Annotated in this window: 20 protein-coding genes; 7 read left to right on the top strand and 13 right to left on the bottom strand. The window is 40.8% G+C overall.

The genetic code is table 11. The features are described from left to right. Positions 1-34 precede the first annotated feature (34 nt). The 4 genes from ACFOWS_RS10100 to mnmE are packed head-to-tail and all read right to left on the bottom strand — an operon-like array spanning position 35 to position 2191. Positions 35-217 carry a hypothetical protein gene (locus tag ACFOWS_RS10100; RefSeq protein ID WP_379764105.1) on the bottom strand — a complete coding sequence of 61 codons (183 nt, stop codon included), beginning with the start codon at positions 215-217 and terminating at the stop codon, positions 35-37. Next, positions 214-507 (bottom strand): type II toxin-antitoxin system RelE/ParE family toxin, encoded by a 294-nt coding sequence (locus ACFOWS_RS10095; RefSeq protein WP_379764103.1) that lies wholly within the window; start codon positions 505-507, stop codon positions 214-216. The genes ACFOWS_RS10100 and ACFOWS_RS10095 overlap by 4 nt, the downstream gene beginning before the upstream one ends. Further along, positions 507-809 carry a type II toxin-antitoxin system ParD family antitoxin gene (locus ACFOWS_RS10090; RefSeq protein WP_379764101.1) on the bottom strand — a complete coding sequence of 101 codons (303 nt, stop codon included), beginning with the start codon at positions 807-809 and terminating at the stop codon, positions 507-509. The genes ACFOWS_RS10095 and ACFOWS_RS10090 overlap by 1 nt, the downstream gene beginning before the upstream one ends. A gap of 11 nt (positions 810-820) precedes the next feature. After that, positions 821-2191, bottom strand: a complete 1371-nt coding sequence (mnmE, locus tag ACFOWS_RS10085) for a tRNA uridine-5-carboxymethylaminomethyl(34) synthesis GTPase MnmE (RefSeq protein ID WP_379764099.1) — start codon at positions 2189-2191, stop codon at positions 821-823. Positions 2192-2336: 145 nt separating this feature from the next. Between mnmE and ACFOWS_RS10080 the strand changes: the two genes are divergently transcribed. Both ACFOWS_RS10080 and ACFOWS_RS10075 read left to right on the top strand, forming a co-directional pair. Then, positions 2337-3656: a CoF synthetase gene (locus ACFOWS_RS10080; RefSeq protein WP_379764097.1), complete on the top strand. Its 1320-nt coding sequence runs from the start codon at positions 2337-2339 to the stop codon at positions 3654-3656. Positions 3657-3739: 83 nt separating this feature from the next. Continuing rightward, complete coding sequence (locus ACFOWS_RS10075) at positions 3740-4099, top strand: DUF4870 domain-containing protein (protein WP_379764095.1); 360 nt, start codon at positions 3740-3742, stop codon at positions 4097-4099. A 78-nt stretch (positions 4100-4177) separates the two neighbouring features. Here the strand turns inward: ACFOWS_RS10075 and ACFOWS_RS10070 are convergent, their stop codons facing one another. The 6 genes from ACFOWS_RS10070 to ACFOWS_RS10045 all read right to left on the bottom strand — a co-directional run bounded on the left by ACFOWS_RS10070 (position 4178) and on the right by ACFOWS_RS10045 (position 10180). Beyond that, positions 4178-5263 (bottom strand): hypothetical protein, encoded by a 1086-nt coding sequence (locus tag ACFOWS_RS10070; protein WP_379764093.1) that lies wholly within the window; start codon positions 5261-5263, stop codon positions 4178-4180. A 153-nt stretch (positions 5264-5416) separates the two neighbouring features. Continuing rightward, positions 5417-6535 carry a DNA polymerase III subunit beta gene (gene dnaN / locus ACFOWS_RS10065; RefSeq protein ID WP_379764091.1) on the bottom strand — a complete coding sequence of 373 codons (1119 nt, stop codon included), beginning with the start codon at positions 6533-6535 and terminating at the stop codon, positions 5417-5419. Positions 6536-6654: 119 nt separating this feature from the next. Continuing rightward, positions 6655-8319, bottom strand: coding sequence for a gliding motility-associated ABC transporter substrate-binding protein GldG (gldG, locus tag ACFOWS_RS10060; protein WP_379764089.1), 1665 nt, complete (start codon positions 8317-8319; stop codon positions 6655-6657). Next, entirely contained in the window at positions 8316-9047 is a 732-nt protein-coding gene (gene gldF, locus ACFOWS_RS10055) for a gliding motility-associated ABC transporter permease subunit GldF (protein WP_379764087.1), read from the bottom strand. Before gldF ends, gldG begins: the two co-directional genes overlap by 4 nt. Continuing rightward, positions 9047-9349 carry a putative quinol monooxygenase gene (locus ACFOWS_RS10050; RefSeq protein WP_366588662.1) on the bottom strand — a complete coding sequence of 101 codons (303 nt, stop codon included), beginning with the start codon at positions 9347-9349 and terminating at the stop codon, positions 9047-9049. Before ACFOWS_RS10050 ends, gldF begins: the two co-directional genes overlap by 1 nt. Then, a complete protein-coding gene (locus ACFOWS_RS10045; RefSeq protein WP_379764084.1) occupies positions 9350-10180 on the bottom strand; it encodes an SAM hydrolase/SAM-dependent halogenase family protein in 831 nt (276 codons plus the stop codon). A gap of 123 nt (positions 10181-10303) precedes the next feature. Here ACFOWS_RS10045 and ACFOWS_RS10040 point away from each other — a divergent pair, with 123 nt between their 5' ends. The 5 genes from ACFOWS_RS10040 to acs all read left to right on the top strand — a co-directional run bounded on the left by ACFOWS_RS10040 (position 10304) and on the right by acs (position 16259). Beyond that, positions 10304-11260 (top strand): PhoH family protein, encoded by a 957-nt coding sequence (locus tag ACFOWS_RS10040; RefSeq protein WP_366588668.1) that lies wholly within the window; start codon positions 10304-10306, stop codon positions 11258-11260. Between the two features lies 1 nt (position 11261). After that, positions 11262-12221, top strand: coding sequence for a phosphoribosylaminoimidazolesuccinocarboxamide synthase (locus ACFOWS_RS10035; RefSeq protein ID WP_379764082.1), 960 nt, complete (start codon positions 11262-11264; stop codon positions 12219-12221). Between the two features lie 72 nt (positions 12222-12293). Continuing rightward, positions 12294-12551 carry a DUF4212 domain-containing protein gene (locus tag ACFOWS_RS10030; protein ID WP_366588672.1) on the top strand — a complete coding sequence of 86 codons (258 nt, stop codon included), beginning with the start codon at positions 12294-12296 and terminating at the stop codon, positions 12549-12551. Between the two features lie 21 nt (positions 12552-12572). After that, complete coding sequence (locus ACFOWS_RS10025; protein WP_379764079.1) at positions 12573-14288, top strand: sodium:solute symporter family protein; 1716 nt, start codon at positions 12573-12575, stop codon at positions 14286-14288. 63 nt (positions 14289-14351) lie between these two features. After that, the gene (gene acs, locus ACFOWS_RS10020; RefSeq protein ID WP_379764077.1) at positions 14352-16259 is read left to right on the top strand and encodes an acetate--CoA ligase; all 1908 of its coding nucleotides are present in this window, start codon (positions 14352-14354) and stop codon (positions 16257-16259) included. Positions 16260-16330: 71 nt separating this feature from the next. Here the strand turns inward: acs and ACFOWS_RS10015 are convergent, their stop codons facing one another. The 3 genes from ACFOWS_RS10015 to ACFOWS_RS10005 form a co-directional block, all read right to left on the bottom strand. Then, the gene (locus ACFOWS_RS10015) at positions 16331-16888 is read right to left on the bottom strand and encodes an NADPH-dependent FMN reductase (protein WP_379764075.1); all 558 of its coding nucleotides are present in this window, start codon (positions 16886-16888) and stop codon (positions 16331-16333) included. A gap of 172 nt (positions 16889-17060) precedes the next feature. After that, positions 17061-17432 (bottom strand): DoxX family protein, encoded by a 372-nt coding sequence (locus ACFOWS_RS10010; RefSeq protein ID WP_379764072.1) that lies wholly within the window; start codon positions 17430-17432, stop codon positions 17061-17063. A 23-nt stretch (positions 17433-17455) separates the two neighbouring features. Then, positions 17456-18100: a hypothetical protein gene (locus ACFOWS_RS10005; RefSeq protein ID WP_379764070.1), complete on the bottom strand. Its 645-nt coding sequence runs from the start codon at positions 18098-18100 to the stop codon at positions 17456-17458. Between the last annotated feature and the right edge of the window lie 22 nt (positions 18101-18122).

Here is an 18122-nt window from a genome sequence, read left to right as displayed (position 1 = left end):
TTACTTTCTTTTTATAGGATTTTGTTTTGCATAGCTATTGATTTGAATCTTCTATTGGATAGTGAATGCTCTCATATTCTTCAATAATATCTGAAATTTCAAGAAATTCTTTTGCCAATGGGTCATCGGTCGGAGTATTTTCATCGACCAAATTGATTAGCTTTTCCAAGCGAAGGTTGGCATTTAGATATTGTTTATGTGAAATAGTTCTTTTCACTTAAGATGTTTTGGAATATCACTTCTGCCGTGCAAAACCCTAACTATACGGATACGGTCAGTCAAAATTCGGTAAAAAATGACATGCGACACATGAGGAAGACTGTACAATCCAGCTTTTATTTCATTCCTTTGTTTGCCGATGTCTGGATTTTCCGTCAAAGCTTCAAAACACTCCTTAAAGCCTTCCAAATATTTAGCAGCCTGTGAATGACCGAATTTATAGATTCCGTAGGCATAAATTTCCTGAAGGTCATTTTTAGCAGCTTCCGCAAGAATGTATCGGTTCATTAAGCCGGTTTTCTAGAAGCTATAATTTCGTCAACAGAAATGTCACTATCAGGGCCATTCCATCCTTTTTCTATTTCAGCCCTTAAATCGGCAATGACTTTTTCCCGATAAATCTCATGTAATCGTAGTGCGTCACGAATCACTTCGCTGTTGTTCTGATATTCGCCAGAAGCTACTTGTTTAGCGATATATTCTTCCTGCTTTTTAGTGAAACTGATGTTCATTTTTTTAGCTTTAATGCCATAAAGATACCGAAAGTAATGATATTTAGCAAATATGGACATTGCTGAGCCTGACAGCATTGAATGTCTATTTACTTCCCGATGCAAAAATTCGAAAATATATTCCCCAAAAGATCATCTGTGGTGACACTTCCCGTGATTTCCCCTAAATGAAACAAGGCCTGCCGGATGTCAATAGCCATAAGATCACTAGCCAATCCCATATCCATGCCTTCTTTTACTTTTTGGATTTCCTCCAAAGCCTTTAAAAGCGCATCGTAATGGCGACTATTGGTAATAATGGTCTCATCACCACTTAAAGCTCCTGAATCTACCAGAGCGAGTAGTTTCTTTTCCAATTCCGGGATTCCTGTTTTGTTTTTGGCCGAAAGAAAAAGAACTTCCGGAATTTCTTGCCGTAATTCTTCTATTTGGGATGGCTCCAACAAATCCACCTTATTGCAAATGGGAATTAATTGCTTGTTGGGATAGCGATTTTTTATACGTTCCAGTTCCGAACGGTCAAAATCCATGCGGTCGAAAAGGAAAATGATCAGTCGCGCCTTCTCGATTTTATCAAAGGTACGTTCAATACCGATTTTTTCAACCACATCCACCGTTTCACGGATACCTGCGGTATCAATGAATCGAAAATTGATGCCATTCAAACTGATTTGGTCTTCAACAGTATCCCGAGTGGTTCCAGCAATATCACTAACAATGGCCCTTTCCTCGTTCAACAAAACATTGAGTAGTGTAGATTTTCCCACATTGGGTTGCCCTACAATGGCAACGGGTATACCATGTTTGATCACATTCCCCAGGGCAAAGGAGTCAATCAATTTTTTGAGGACCTCACTGATGCGGTTCAACAGTTCGTTGAATTGGGAACGATCTGCAAACTCTACATCCTCCTGGGAAAAATCGAGTTCCAACTCTATAAGTGAAGCGAAATTTAGTAGCTCTTCCCGCAATTTTTGAATTTCATTACTAAATCCGCCCCGCATTTGCTGCATGGCAATGTCATGGGCTGCCTCACTATCGCTGGCAATTAAATCAGCCACAGCTTCAGCTTGGCTCAAGTCCATCTTTCCATTTAAAAAAGCACGTAGGGTAAACTCTCCCGCTGAAGCCGTTCGGCACCCTTTTCGTAAAATCAATTGAATGATTTGCTGTTGGATATAGGGAGATCCGTGACAAGATATTTCTGTCACATGCTCACCGGTATAGGAATGGGGCCCCTTAAAAATGGAAACGAGCACCTCGTCCAAGACTTTGTCATCCTCAACAATATGCCCCAAGTGGATGGTATGACTCTTTTGTTGGGTTAATTTTTTCCCTTTAACCGATTGAAAAATGGAATCTGTAATGGAAACGGCATCAGGCCCAGAAATGCGAATCACCGCAATGGCCCCAGTTCCTGAAGGGGTGGCCAAGGCCACAATGTTATCACTGTACAACATGGAATCAAAAATACGAATTCAACAGAACTTCAATATGAGGTCCCATGTAGAAGACCTTACATTATGATTTGTTGGCCTGTACAATGATAAATGATAAAAGATTTATTTCTTTACGACGTTTTAAGTATACATCAAGTTAACGGGAATGACAAAAATGGTCCAAGTATTTGAGGCATTAAGAAGAAAAGGATTTTATTTGGCAGACTTATTGGCAGGAGGTGCGATTATTAGAAATTATCGGGAGATTAAGAAGATTTTAAGCTCGCTGGGAAGCTATGGTGCCGATATCATTCCACAAGAAAATTTGAATAAGTTACTCTCACATGCCGTCAATACCACACCTTTTTATCATGAATTTAAAGATTATAACACGCTTCAAGATTTCCCAGTTATTGATAAAAATTTGATTTTACAGAACTACGAAAGGTTTAGATCTAGTCGGTTTAAGAATGAAAGATTGTTCAAGGCATCAAGTAGTGGGTCCACTGGAATTCCGTTCAGTATTTATCAGAATAAAGGAAAAAGAAACAGAAATACTGCAGATGTAATCTATTTTTCAGAAATGGCAGGCAGCAAGGTAGGCGATAAATTAGTATATATAAAATTGTGGGACCATACCAATAGAAAGAGTCCATGGATTAATTTTTTACAAAACATTTCTCCTCATAATGTAATGGATACGTCAGTTGATGATCTTAAGGAGTTTGTTTCTAAATTGGAGAAGGACAATTCCACAAAAGCTATTTTAGGTTATCCCTCCTTTTTTGAAGAGCTCTGCAATTATTTGGACAAACAGGAAAAACGACCAAGTATAAATAACGTTTCGAGTATTATTTCTATGGCAGAAAGTCTAAAGGCGTCTGAAAGGGCAAGAATGACTAAATACTTTGGTACTCCGGTCTTTGAGCGATATTCGAATCAAGAAAATGGAATTTTGGCCCAGAAAACCAAGGGTAGTGAAGATTTTTACACGCTTAATTGGGGCAGTTATTTTTTTGAATTTTTGCAAGTTGACTCAGATGTGCCTGTCAAGAAAGGAGAGGTTGGTCGAATTGTTGTAACCGATTTATTTAATTATTCAATGCCTATGATACGATACGACACTGGGGACATGGGTGTTTTTGAAGAGATAGGACAAGGGTTTCCAGTACTTTCCAAAATATATGGTCGCCGCATGGATGCTATATATAGCACCAAAGGCAAGATAGTATCACCATTTATTTTTTACTTGGTCTTGGATTTTGCTGAGGTAAAACAATTTCAATTTGTACAGACCGGACAGAAAAATTATGTTTTTAAACTGAATGGCTCTTCCGAAATGGTACAGGAAGGAGCAATAGTGCAATTTTTTAAAACCTATCTAGGTGAAGATGCCCAAATCTTGTTTGAATATGTGGATGAAATTCCACTATTGTCATCGGGAAAGCGAAAGAAAATAGTGAACGAATACTGGCCAAATGCCTAAGATATGGCTAGTTCTTATCCAAAACCTGTAACATTTTTGTATCAACCAATACTAATGAGGTATAACATCAAAATCAATCAAAAATGGAAGTCGTCAATCAAAATTCAGTAAGAACGGATAATACATTGTTAGCAATCACCCATTTAACCCAGTTGCTACACTATGTCACAGGTTTTGGAGGATTCATTGTGCCGTTGATTATTTGGGCAACCTCGCGGAAAAACGTTGAAGGTATGGATGAGCATGGAAGGACCATTATTAATTTTCAACTCAGTTTATTGCTCTACATCGTTATCAGTATTCCTGCCATATTGCTATTGGGACTTGGCATATTGGGCTTGATAGGGGTCGGGATCCTAGGTTTTGTAATGCCCATTGTAAATGCTGTAAAAGCTTCAAATGGAGAACCACCTTCTAGATTTCTTACGATTTCTTTTTTATAATTTTCTTGTGTAACGCTATAAAAAAAGGGGCGACAACTGTCGCCCCTTTTTCATTTATTATACATAATATGGCTTTCATTAATCATCACCCTCTCCGCAAACCACAGCATGGGCGATCACATAAATTTCATCGCCTAAATCATCGCTAATGGTGTATTGCCCAGGAGCAACAGTGGGTTTTCCATTTTTAGTTGGGAACATGGAGTTACCGGCATATGTGTGAGTTTCAGTAACATTGTATGAATCATCGATATTATACGTAACCGTAACTTCACCACCTACGTAGCTAACATCAACAGTACCGATCAATTCTCCTTTAGAAATGTCACATTGGCCAGCTCCGGCATAAATGTCATAAGACTCTTCGGCACCATCAGATAATGGACCGATAGACCAGCCCCATCTGTTAAATCCATTTCCAATAAAGCAAGTATTTCCATCAGTACCCCTTGCGAAAGCTGTTTCACAACCTCCCTCTGGTTCTTCTTCACACTCTAGAGGAATTGGAATAACTACGGGCTGTCTATTGTTGGTGGGAACCAATACAATCGCCAAGTTGTTTCCTTCACCTGGCTCATATCCTTCACCATTAGCCACGGCATCATCAACGATGGCCTGAGCATCAGCTACATCCCAGTCAGCTCCTTCAGAACCAAGGAAAGTACAGGCGATACAGTTGGCATCATCCAACAATTCCCAAATGGCCCACTGAATTTCTCCCATGGTATATCCTTGAGAAAGGAAATCCTGATTTAGGATATAGTTGACCAAATCTAAATTATCGGGATTTTCAACTACTCCAGCGGGAATTGCCGGATCATAGCTTGAGAAAACCAATGCATCAAAACATTCGTTTCCGTTTAGCGATAAGTCCACATCAATACACCAAGCACCATAATCGCCGGCAAGCTCAGTATCATTCACGGTCAAATCAAAATAAGTGCCGTTGGCTTCAATGCCTTTGGCAGTAGTACAGGCATTTACTGTTTCAGGTAAGGTTGGTAAAACCGTAATGTTACATGTTTCTTCTGATTTTTCAGATTTAACTTTTAGTTTACCCTTGCCATTTACACTTTCCAGAGAGTCTGAACCTACTGGCTCCACCTCACAGGAATAAAAAGTAAATGCGAAAAGGGCAAATACAGCTAGTGTTAATTTTTTCATACTCAAAAGTTTAAGGTTAGAAATAATAATCTGTTAAAGGTATCTAAAACAAGTGCCTTGAACATCTAATCACGTTAAAACCAAAAAAACTTCGATGAAAGGTGAAATTGTCTAATTCGATGTAAGAATTAGCTTATTGCATAAAGAAAAATCTTAATTATTGAGCATTACAGGCATCACCAACATGGTAACGTGTTCGCCTTCGTCCAAGCCATCAATGGGCGTCAGGATTCCAGCTCGGTTGGGTAAGCTCATTTCCAATGAAACATCATCCGAAGATAGATTGTTGAGCATTTCCAACAAGAAGCGCGAATTGAACCCAATCTGCATGTCGTCACCTTGATAGGAACAGGAAAGACGTTCTTCCGCCTTGTTACTGTAATCCACATCTTCAGCGGAAATATTCAATTCGGCTCCGGCAATCTTTAACCGGATTTGGTGCGTAGTTTTGTTGGAAAAGATGGAAACCCTACGAACCGAACTCAAAAACTGATTTCTGGAAATGGTCAGTTTGTTGGGGTTTTCCTTTGGAATTACCGCTTCGTAATTTGGGTATTTGCCATCAATCAAGCGACAAATCAATTCTGAATTGTCAAAAATGAACTTGGCATTGCTATCGTTGTACTCAACGGTCACTTCAGATTCAGAACCAGCTAAAATCCCTTTCAAAAGGGTCAATGGTTTTTTCGGCATAATGAATTCCGCAACTTGCGAAGCCGTTACATCCTGACGCTGATATTTCACCAATTTATGGGCATCTGTAGCCACGAAAGTCAAATTCTCGGGGGAAAATTGAAAGAAAACACCGCTCATCACAGGGCGAAGGTCATCGTTTCCTGCCGCAAAAATGGTCTTGTTGATGGCCGTGGCCAATATATCGCCCAAAAGAGTAGTAGAGCTTGGGTTTGAAACTTCCACTGCTTTGGGAAATTCGGCCCCATCAGCATACGCCAAGGCATATTTACCATGGTTGGAGCTGATTTCAACCGTATTATTGTCCTCCACCACAAAGGTGAGGGGTTGTTCTGGAAACGTTTTTAGCGTGTCCAACAACAAACGAGCGGGTACGGCAATGGTACCTTCAGCATCGGAATCCACTTCAAGAACGGAGCTCATGGTGGTTTCAAGGTCTGATGCGGAGACCGTAAGTTGGTTCTGTTTTAAATCAAACAAAAAATTATCTAGGATGGGAAGCGTGTTACTATTGTTGATAACTCCTCCCAAAACCTGCAATTGTTTCAGTAAATATGTACTGGATACGATAAACTTCATCAAAGAAATCCTTTAGTATTGTTGCCCATTTGACTTGAAGTCGGTAAAACTGGGCGTATAAATCGATAAAAACAAATATATCTTAAAACGGCGAAGCAAAGAAACAAATTTATCAACACTTAAGCCGCAAATTTTCGCTTTCTGTAATAGCCGAAGAAAACACCAAAAAGTAAAGTCAATATAACTGGCACACCAATGTTTATGATTTGCCATTTGGTTTTTTCGGTTGCGATTTTCTTCACATCCAATAATGGGATGGATACTTTTTTGCTTCGAATGTTTATAAGTCCGGCGTTGTCCAAAAGATAATTGGTACAATTGACCAAAAATTCCTTGTTCCCATAGAAACTACTGGTCCATTTGTCGTACCCCAGTTCCAGTGGTCTGCCATTTCGCAGTTGATTTTTGATGACATCCCCATCCGAAATAACGATCATCTTGTTGGCAGTACCTTCCTCGATGGTATTCTGCAATTTCAGGGGTTTTACCCGGTTTTTGTACATCGAGACAAAATCGCCCTCGATCAACACCGCCAAAGGCATATTTCCTGGAGTATAGGTTTCTTGGTCAGGTGGATTGTTCAAAATGTCCAGACTGATTTGTCGTGGAGTACCATCCGTTTTGGACAGCGGAGAGCTTTGTAGAAGGACCGTCTTGTCGTAATCATTTTCCAAAATATCCATTGGACTCGTAAACTGATACCGAACCGCCTCAATATTGGTATTGATGGGATGGTCGTTTTTGGAAAACACCATAGGATTGTAATACCACGGAACCGGGTCAAATTGGGAATCGTTTCCTTCTCCTGTGGCAAGAACAATTTGGGTGAAATATAGGTCATTTACCAATACGGGATTGATGCGAACCCCATATTTAAAGAAGAAATCCTTGAGATTGAGCTCTCGGGGCAGGGCAAAGGCGCTTCCACCACCCGCTAGAATACTGTCCATCTCCATGGCCACCTGGTCGACCAACCAAATGGATTTTCCGCCATTCACCACGTATTGGTCCATCACATATTTTTCTTGGTCGGAAAATGGTTCGGTGGGCTTGGCAATCAAGGCCATATCAAAACTTTTCAATTGGTCCAACACATCTTGAGGGTTAGAAGCCACGGAATCCAAGGTAATGGCGGCAATATTGTAGTACTCGCGAATACTGGTCAAATAATCAGCCAAATACCTATCTTGGAGCTCCCCATTACCTTTAATGACGGCGATACTTTTCTTCTCGGTGATGCTCAATTTGGTAAAGGCATCGGCGAAGGCATATTCCAATTGTTGCACGGAATTGTTGATGCGCTCCTCCGCAGAGGAACCAATTTTATTTTTGAGGAGGGCCACTTTTACGGTTCGGTCACCATGATTTACCATGGCCCATGGAAAGACCAATTCTTGTGAAACTTTTCCGTTTTCCTCAACGGTTACACTGGCAGGTTGAAGCCCTAAGCTTTGCAGTTCTGCAATGGTTTGTTGGGCCAGACTTTCATCTTCCAACGGGTCAACCAAGTTATAGGCAATGTTCTTGTTTTTTGAAGCAAAAGATTCCAAGAGTTGTATGGTCTCTGTCTTGAGTTTGGAAAACTCGGGTGGAATATTTCCATCCAAAAGCACATCGATTACGACAGGGGAATCAAATTTTTGGGCAACGTCAATGGCAGGTTGGGATAGCGTATAGCGTTTGTCCTCGGTTAAATCGAAACGTGTGTACACAAAACTAGCCAAGATGTTTACTACCACAACGGCAACAAGTGCCACCGCTACTGAAATAAGAAATTTTTTCATCGGGGCAGTTGTTTTAGACGTTGAAACGTGAGGTATAAAAAGAGTAGTGTCATTGAAATGAAATACACCAAATCCCGAGTATCTATGACGCCTCTTGCGATACTGTCAAAATGGGACTTTGCTCCAATTCCTTGAATCAATTGCTGGGACTCCCCATCTGAAAACAGTGAAGAAACGGCATCAAATCCGTTGAACATCAAAAAACATAATAAAATACCTACTAAAAAGGCGATAATTTGATTATCCGATAGGGTAGAGGCAAACAGCCCAATCGCCGTATAGGTCGAAATCAAAAATAAGAGTCCAAAATAGGAACCGAGAACCATCCCGAGGTCGTAATTGCCTTCGGTCATACCCAAACCGGAAATGGTGAAAACATAGATTACAGTTGGAATCACGGCAATGATGCATAGCAACGCAGCACCCCAAAACTTGCCCAAGACCAATTTCCAAACCGAAATGGGTTTGATCAGCAACAGCTCCAAAGTTCCCATTTTGCGTTCTTCGGAAAAGCTTTTCATGGTGATGGCAGGGACCAAAAAGATAAAAATCCAGGGAGCAAGCAAAAAGAAGTTGCCCAAATCGGCAAAGCCGTAGTCAAAGATGTTGTACTCGCCTCGAAAAACCCATAGAAAAAGCCCGTTGAGCAACAAAAATGACCCTACGATTAAATACCCAATGGGCGAAGTGAAAAATGACCGAACCTCTCTCTTAAAAATCGCGAACATTAAGATGGGTTTGTTGATTCAACTTTGTTGACACTCCAAGCTTCGGGTTTTTCACTGAACAGTTGTTTGGTGGTTCCCCACACACCTTTAAAAAAATCCGATGTCCGATATCTTTCCAAATCCGATTCGTTTTCCCAAAAACTATACGTAAAAAACACACAAGGATTTTTGAGGTCTTGGTACAGCTCTACCAAATTGCAGCCCTCAAACGCCAAGATTCCGTTTTTTGATTCTTTAAAAATTCGCTCAAAACTAGGAATATTTTCGGGTTTAAAAGTGAGTTTCACGATACGTATCAACATTTATAGAAAATTTATGGTTACGGTATCCCTATAATTCAGCCCTAAAAGGGAGGAAGCTCCACCTACCGAATTCAGGTCACTTTTATAAATGGCCAACTCTATATAGCCTGCGGAATTGAACAGGGCCAAAGCATCACCGGGACCTTTTCGTTGGCTTTTATCCAAATTAAAATTGATGATGCCATTATAACTGCTATGGATTTCCTTGATCTTGGTAGTGCGTGCCATAATCTCAAAATCACGACCATTTCGGTAGGCATTAAAAAGGTTTTTTTGGATGTTGGTCACCACATTGCCATAGTTGTCAATATAAATAACATTCCCAGAAATGGTTTTTCCGTCATTGATGATTCTAGGTTCAAACTCCCGAAGTTCACGCAACGCATCAAAAGGTCTTCCAATGACCTCCAATTTACCACCGCGGGCAATATGGCAGGCCACTTGAACAAAAACGTTCAGCACGGGAAATGACCCGGAGACCACATTGGGAATTTGGATTTCAACCACTTTTTCCGGCTTTACTTCTGATGTGATCAACGAAATCACCCCACTATTGGCGCTCACAAAATAATGACCATCAACCTGCACCACAATGTGCTGATTTTCTGGGGAAAGTTCAGAATCTACTCCAACAATATGCACGGTCCCTTCAGGAAAGGAACGATAGGCATTTTTAAGGATATAAGCGCATTCCTGGATGTTGAATGGACTAATGGCATGGGAAATATCAACAAGGGTCACATCGGGAAGGTTACTCAGAATAGTCCCTTTCACAGCACCAACAAAGTGATCTTTACTTCCAAAATCCGTAGTTAAGGTTATGATTGCCATGCAATACTGTTGATATGTTTTTGCCTGCTCAAATTGATTTTTGGTTAAGTTTGTGAAGTAAAATTACATTAAAAAAGAAAGAATACAATTCTTGTAAAAACAACATAAAATACCCCGCATTTTTTGAACGAACTGATCATTGAACTCACGGATATCAGCCCACAAGACTTTTTTGGGCAACAGAATGAGAATATTGAACTTCTAAAAAAATATTTCCCAAAGCTAAAGATTGTTGCCCGAGGTAGCAAAATTAAAGTCTACGGTGATGAAGAACTCTTGGAAGAGTTTGACAAACGGTTCGACATGCTCACCAGCCAATTTGCCAAGTACAACAAACTGGATGAAAACATGATCGAACGTGTCCTTACTACCGATGGGCAAGAGGAAACGGCATCAAAAAGCAGTGGCGATGTCTTGGTACACGGTGTTAGTGGGCGATTGATAAAGGCGCAGACCCTTAACCAACGTAGAATGGTGGATGCCTGTAAGGTGGACGATATGGTCTTTGCCATTGGGCCTGCAGGTACTGGGAAAACGTACACTGGAGTGGCTTTGGCCGTGAAAGCGTTGAAAGAAAAACAAGTCCGTAGAATTATCTTGACCCGACCTGCGGTGGAAGCTGGGGAAAATTTGGGATTTCTTCCTGGCGACCTCAAAGAAAAATTGGACCCATACATGCAACCGTTATACGATGCACTCCGCGATATGATTCCCGCAGAAAAACTGGCCAAGTATATTGAGGATGGGACCATTCAAATAGCTCCCATGGCCTTTATGCGCGGTCGTACGTTGGACAATGCCTTTGTGATTTTGGATGAAGCCCAGAACACCACCCACGCCCAAATGAAAATGTTCCTCACCCGAATGGGCAAGAATGCCAAATTTTTACTGACCGGCGATCCTGGCCAAATTGATTTGCCAAGACGGGTGATTTCCGGTTTGAAGGAAGCTTTGCTTATCCTTAAAAATGTGGATGGCATCAGCATTATTTATTTGGATGACAAGGATGTAATTCGTCACAAACTGGTCAAGAAAGTCATCGACGCATACAAGAACATAGAGCACCAAAACCAATTTTAAGATGGGGCAGAACACGCTTATGGACACGGATTTTCATTTTCCGAGTCAAAAATCAGTCTATAAAGGAAAAGTACGAGAGGTTTACACCTTAGGTAATGATATTTTGGTGATGGTGGCCACAGATCGTCTTTCTGCGTTTGATGTTGTCATGCCCAAAGGTATTCCTTATAAAGGCCAGATTCTGAACCAGATAGCCACCCAAATGATGCAGGCCACAGAAGATATTGTCCCCAATTGGTTGATGGCCACGCCAGACCCCAATGTTGCCATCGGAAAAGCGTGTGACCCCTTTAAAGTTGAAATGGTGATTCGCGGGTATCTTTCTGGTCACGCTGCACGCGAATACAAAGCTGGGAAAAGGATGTTGTGTGGTGAGCCTATGCCCGAAGGGATGCAGGAAAATGATAAATTCCCAGAACCTATTATCACGCCGGCCACAAAAGCGGAAAAAGGCGACCATGATGAGGATATTTCCAAAGAAGACATTTTAAAAAGAGGTATCGTTTCCCAAGCCGATTATGAAGTTTTGGAAAAATATACCAAAGCGCTTTTCCAAAGAGGAACTGAAATTGCGGCAAAACGCGGGTTGATTTTAGTGGACACCAAATACGAATTTGGAAAGACCAAGGATGGCGAAATCGTTTTGATTGATGAAATCCATACACCAGACTCATCACGCTATTTCTATGCTGATGGCTATGAAGAACGTCAGGCTAAAGGTGAAGCACAAAAACAATTGTCCAAGGAGTTTGTTCGCCAATGGTTGATTTCCAATGGATTTCAAGGTTTGGAAGGACAAACTGTCCCAAAAATGGGTGATGATTACATCGAATCCGTTTCAGAGCGCTACATTGAACTGTATGAAAGTATTACGGGTGAAGACTTCATAAAAGCAGATGTGTCCAACATCCATGAACGCATTGGTATCAATGTTTCCAATTATTTGAACAGTCTTCCATAAAAGTGTTGGTCTTTTCAATTTTTGATGGTTTTTTCTGAGGATTTCATATATTTCTTCAATCAAACCGAACAAATGAACACCGACCTTCGAAAAAAGTATTGGAAAGAAAATCTTAAATACCTCTCAATTTTACTGGCAATCTGGTTTCTGGTCTCTTACGGCTTTGGAATCCTATTGGTTGATGAACTTAACACCATCCGAATGGGCGGCTTCAAACTAGGCTTTTGGTTTGCGCAACAAGGCTCCATCTACGTCTTCGTAATCCTCATTTTTGTATACGTTCGGCTCATGAACAAACTGGACAAGAAATACGGCTACAACGAAGAATAACCAACCCTCTAAAACGCAATCATGAGTGATGTTCAAATTTGGACCTATGTATTGGTCGCATTGTCATTTGGTCTTTATATAGGAATTGCCATTTGGTCGCGGGCGGGTTCCACCAAAGAATTTTACGTAGCCGGAGGTGGGGTTTCCCCATTGGCCAACGGAATGGCCACGGCAGCAGATTGGATGTCGGCGGCCTCTTTTATCTCAATGGCGGGGATTATTTCCTTTGCGGGCTACGATGGGGCTGTATATTTAATGGGATGGACTGGAGGTTATGTGCTTTTAGCCCTGTTATTGGCACCTTACCTTAGAAAATTTGGAAAGTTCACCGTACCTGATTTTATTGGAGAGCGGTATTACTCCAAAACAGCGCGGGTAGTAGCGGTTTTTTGTGCCCTTATTGTTTCTTTTACCTATGTAGCGGGTCAAATGCGAGGCGTTGGCATTGTTTTTTCAAGATATTTGGAGGTTGATATCAACACAGGAGTGGTCATCGGTATGGTGATTGTTTTGTTCTATGCCGTCCTTGGTGGAATGAAAGGAATCACCTATACCCAAGTGGCACAATACTGCGTATTGATTTTCGCCTTTATGGTGCCTGCCATATTTATTTCAATTCAGATGACAGGGAACCCCATCCCACAATTGGGCTTTGGTGACACCTTATCCGATGGTTCTGGAACTTATCTTTTGGATAAATTGGACGGTCTCTCCACCGAACTCGGTTTTGCGGAGTATACTTCGGGCTCAAAAAGTACAATCGACATATTTGCAATTACATTGGCCTTGATGGTGGGCACGGCAGGTTTACCACATGTAATTGTTCGCTTTTTTACTGTGAAGAGGGTTAGAGATGCTAGAAAATCTGCAGGTTTGGCCTTGTTGTTCATTGCTATTTTGTATACCACAGCGCCAGCAGTGGCCGTGTTTGCAAGAACAAACCTCATTGAAACCGTAAGTGGGAAAGAATATGACGAAATGCCTGAATGGTTCAGCCGATGGGAAACTACCGGACTCATTGCGCATGAGGATAAAAATGGTGATGGTAAGATTCAATATGTGGCAGCACCGGAAGTAAACGAACTTACCGTGGACCGTGACATTATGGTATTGGCCAACCCAGAAATAGCAGATTTGCCGGCTTGGGTAATTGGTTTAATTGCCGCTGGAGGATTGGCGGCAGCGTTGTCAACCGCCGCAGGATTGTTATTGGTCATTTCCTCGTCCGTATCCCATGACTTGATCAAGAATGTCCTTAATCCAGGACTTTCCGAAAAAGGCGAGCTTTGGGCGGCTAGGATTTCAGCTGCCGTAGCTGTAATCATTGCAGGGTATTTTGGAATCAACCCGCCGGGTTTTGTGGCAGCGGTGGTAGCATTGGCCTTTGGACTTGCGGCGGCATCATTCTTTCCTGCGATTATCTTGGGCATCTTTTATAAAAAGATGAACAGTCAAGGGGCGATATCAGGAATGGTAGTAGGGCTTTGTCTTATGCTTTTCTACATGATGAAATTTAAATTTGGAATTTTTGATGGAGGACAGGATGCTGTTGCTGGTTTACAAGGTGATTGGTGGTTTGGTATTTCGCCAGAAGGATTTGGGACCATCGCAATGGTAGTCAACTTTATTGTGGCCATAGCAGTGAACACTTTTACCAATGATCCTCCTGAAGATGTTCAGGAAATTGTGGAAAATATCCGTATTCCAAGTGGGGCTGGAGAAGCCGTTGAACATTGATAAATCCAAAAATTGCCCCCTTTTTCATAATTTTAAAGTCACATTAAAAATTAAGCATACTAAATGAGCAACTACCATATTAAACATTTGGAAGAATATTTTCAGGTCTATCGTAAATCCGTAAGAAACCCAGAGGCGTTCTGGGAAGAAGTGGCAGAGGAGCACTTTTTCTGGCGTAAAAGATGGGATTCGGTTTTGGAATGGGACTTTACAAAACCTGAAATCAAATGGTTTGATGGTGCCCAACTCAATATTACCGAAAATTGTATCGACAGACATTTGCGGAGTAGAGGCGATAAAACAGCCATCCTTTTTGAACCTAATGATCCCAAGGAAGAAGCACAACATATTACGTATCACGACTTGCATGAAAGAGTCTGTAAGTTTGCCAATGTCCTCAAGGATCAAGGCGTTAAAAAAGGGGACAGGGTAGTAATTTATTTACCCATGATACCTGAATTAGCGGTATCGGTTTTAGCCTGTGCTCGAATTGGTGCTATACATTCGGTTGTTTTTGCAGGATTTTCATCCACTGCATTGGCAACTAGAATCAATGATTGTGAAGCAAAAATTGTCATTACCTCAGATGGTTCATTTAGGGGAAATAAAACGATTGACCTAAAAGGAATTGTTGATGAGGCATTGAAACAATGCCCAGGTATTGGAAGTGTATTGGTGGCCAAGCGAACTGGAGCGAAGATTGATATGATGGAAGGACGTGACCATTGGCTACAACCACTGTTAGACAAAGCCTATGCGGATTGTGTCCCAGAAATTATGGAAGCGGAAGACCCACTGTTCATTTTGTACACCTCAGGTTCTACAGGACGTCCAAAAGGAATGATGCATACCACGGCCGGATATATGGTGTACACCGCATATACATTTAAGAATGCTTTTCAATACCGAGAAGATGATATCTATTGGTGTACGGCAGATATTGGTTGGATTACAGGCCATTCTTATATTGTGTATGGACCTTTGGTCAATGGAGCAACCACGGTGATGTTTGAGGGAGTTCCTTCCTATCCTGATTTTGGTCGATTCTGGGAAGTGGTGGAAAAACATAAAGTCACCCAATTTTATACGGCACCAACGGCCATTCGGGCTTTGGCCAAGGAAAATTTGGACTTTGTGACGAAATACGACCTTTCCAGTTTAAAAGTATTGGGTACTGTGGGAGAGCCTATTAATGAGGAAGCTTGGCATTGGTACAATGATCATGTTGGAGATAAAAAATGTCCCATTGTGGATACCTGGTGGCAAACGGAAACAGGAGGTATTCTGATTTCACCCATTCCATTTTCAACACCAACAAAACCCACTTACGCTACTTTGCCCATGCCAGGGGTACAACCTGCATTAATGGATGAAAATGGAAAAGAAATCAAGGGGAACCAAGTAGATGGGCGATTATGCATAAAATTCCCATGGCCTTCGATAGCTCGGACGATATGGGGCGACCATCAACGCTATAAAGACACCTACTTTTCAGCTTTTGAAGGAAAATATTTTACTGGTGACGGTGCTTTGAGGGATGAAGTTGGTTATTACCGTATTACAGGTAGGGTAGATGATGTGATTATTGTTTCCGGGCATAATTTGGGTACCGCACCCATTGAAGATGCTATAAACGAACACCCTGCGGTGGCAGAATCGGCCATTGTTGGCTTCCCCCATGATGTAAAGGGAAATGCGCTATATGGCTATGTGATTTTGAAGGAAACAGGGGAATCCCGAGACCGGGACAACCTAAAAAAGGAAATCAACCAAATGATTACGGAGCACATTGGTCCGATTGCCAAGTTGGACAAGATTCAATTTGTACCAGGTTTGCCCAAGACGCGCAGTGGAAAGATCATGCGTCGTATCCTCCGAAAAATAGCCTCCAAGGAAACTGATAATTTGGGGGACATTTCCACTTTGTTGAACCCTGAGGTGGTAGAGCAAATTATTGAGGAAAGTTTGTAGATTTAGTAATATAAGTAACAGTGAAAAAAAGAAAAAGACCATTTTTAAAATGGTCTTTTTGATTTATTCATCTAGGCTTGGTATTGTTTCTTTCTTGATTCAATTGTTATTTGGAATTTGTCAACCTTGGATTGAAGCTCCTTTTTCAAACTTTCATCACTAATTTCTCCGTTGTTGAAATTATCATAAAACGAGGGTAACGAAAAAGTATCAGTGATGCTAGCTCCCATAAAAGGGAAGTAGGTACTCGCAGATTGTAATACGGTTGCGCCACCTCTGCCACCTGGTGATGTAGCCATTAAGAGCATGGGTTTGTCTCTCCATATTTTCGTATTTAAGCGGGATAACCAGTCCACGGTGTTTTTGAAGACCGCTGCGTAAGACCCATTATGTTCAGCTAGGGATACGATGAATCCATCCGTGGTATTGAATAATTCGTTTAATCTTTTAACCGCAGTTGGAATGCCATTTTCAACTTCAAAATCTACACCGAAAATGGGCAAAACATAATTGTTCAAGTCAATTGTGATAATTTCTACATTCTCCAATAAACTATTGGTATAGGTCAGTAAACTTTTATTGATGGATTTTTGACTATTGCTCCCTGCAATTGTGATTATTTTTTTCATGTTTGTTTTTTTTAATAGATTAGTCCATTGGCCATTTTATAATGCCATTTATTACTGCGGTTAAGACAAGACTGATTGCCAAAAGAGAATATTAGATACCTTCACTAGATTGATTCTCGAACCAGTCCATGAAAAAACCATGCGTTCATTTAAAACTTCGAAGATTAAATCACTATAGTATTACTTTGAAATTTTTATCTGTACCTAGTACAACAATACAAGCAATACAACAATACAAAGCAGTGTAAAAGTATTCGTAGTCATTATGTGCAAAATGAGTTATCAATGCACCAATTGCGAATGGAAATAACCATAGAACCGATAGGTTTTTAACTTGATGCATCCAAAACCCAACAACCAAACCAATTACTCCTAACAATTCACCATAACCAATAAATAGGGTCCATATTTTTCCGAAACCAAAATTGCTCATGTTCTCCATCATGCTTTGTTTTTGGAAAACTTTAAAAAGACTCGCATAACCAAAGGAATAAATCAAATACGCATAGGCTACCCAATGTGAAACTTGCACTAAATTTTTCATAATGTTTAAGATTTAATAATTGTTTATAAAGTTTTTCGGTAATACACACCGAATGATGATTTTTCTATAGGATTAGATCCATACTCGTCAAAGTCCACACCAAGACCAAATTGGTGCCCATTGAATGATACGCCCGCCCGCACCTGCAGAAAACTTCTTGAATGTGTCCTAAACTCATCCCAGACGGTTAAAAACTGACCGTTGAGCCATAGCGATATTTTATCACTTATAGGGGTGTTAAACTGGATTTGCGCAAAGGTTTCAGCGTAAGTATTTTTGGTTTGTTGATAGCGCCCCACGGTAGGAATGACCACAAGTAACAGTCTGGAACTTTTCAATGTGAATTTAGCCGACAAACGCCCTGAATACCCCGAAATGCTATTGTAATAAACTGAGGGGCCAACGGAAATGGTCTTATTAATATTCCAAAATAAAGTGGGTTGGACGCCTACCTCATCAAAATCCGCATTCTCTTTTTTGTTGAATCTTTGAAAGAATGCAAGGGTCGCAATGCTCAGAGTATTTTTTTCATTGATCGGATAACTTGAATACAGTGTAAAATCCGTTTTATCAAAGCCAGAAAACAGTTCTGTCTGGGTGAATTGCGCCTGCAGATCATTTGCAAAGACAATGGTTAAAAGAGATGTTATGGTGAGTATTTTTTTCATGCTTCAAAATTCCGAGAGGAAC

It is taken from the genome of Flagellimonas marina (assembly GCF_042651185.1).
Lineage (GTDB): Bacteria > Bacteroidota > Bacteroidia > Flavobacteriales > Flavobacteriaceae > Flagellimonas > Flagellimonas marina.
The sequence above is the reverse complement of the archived record's forward strand: the minus strand, read 5'-3'. Positions and strand labels throughout refer to the sequence as shown.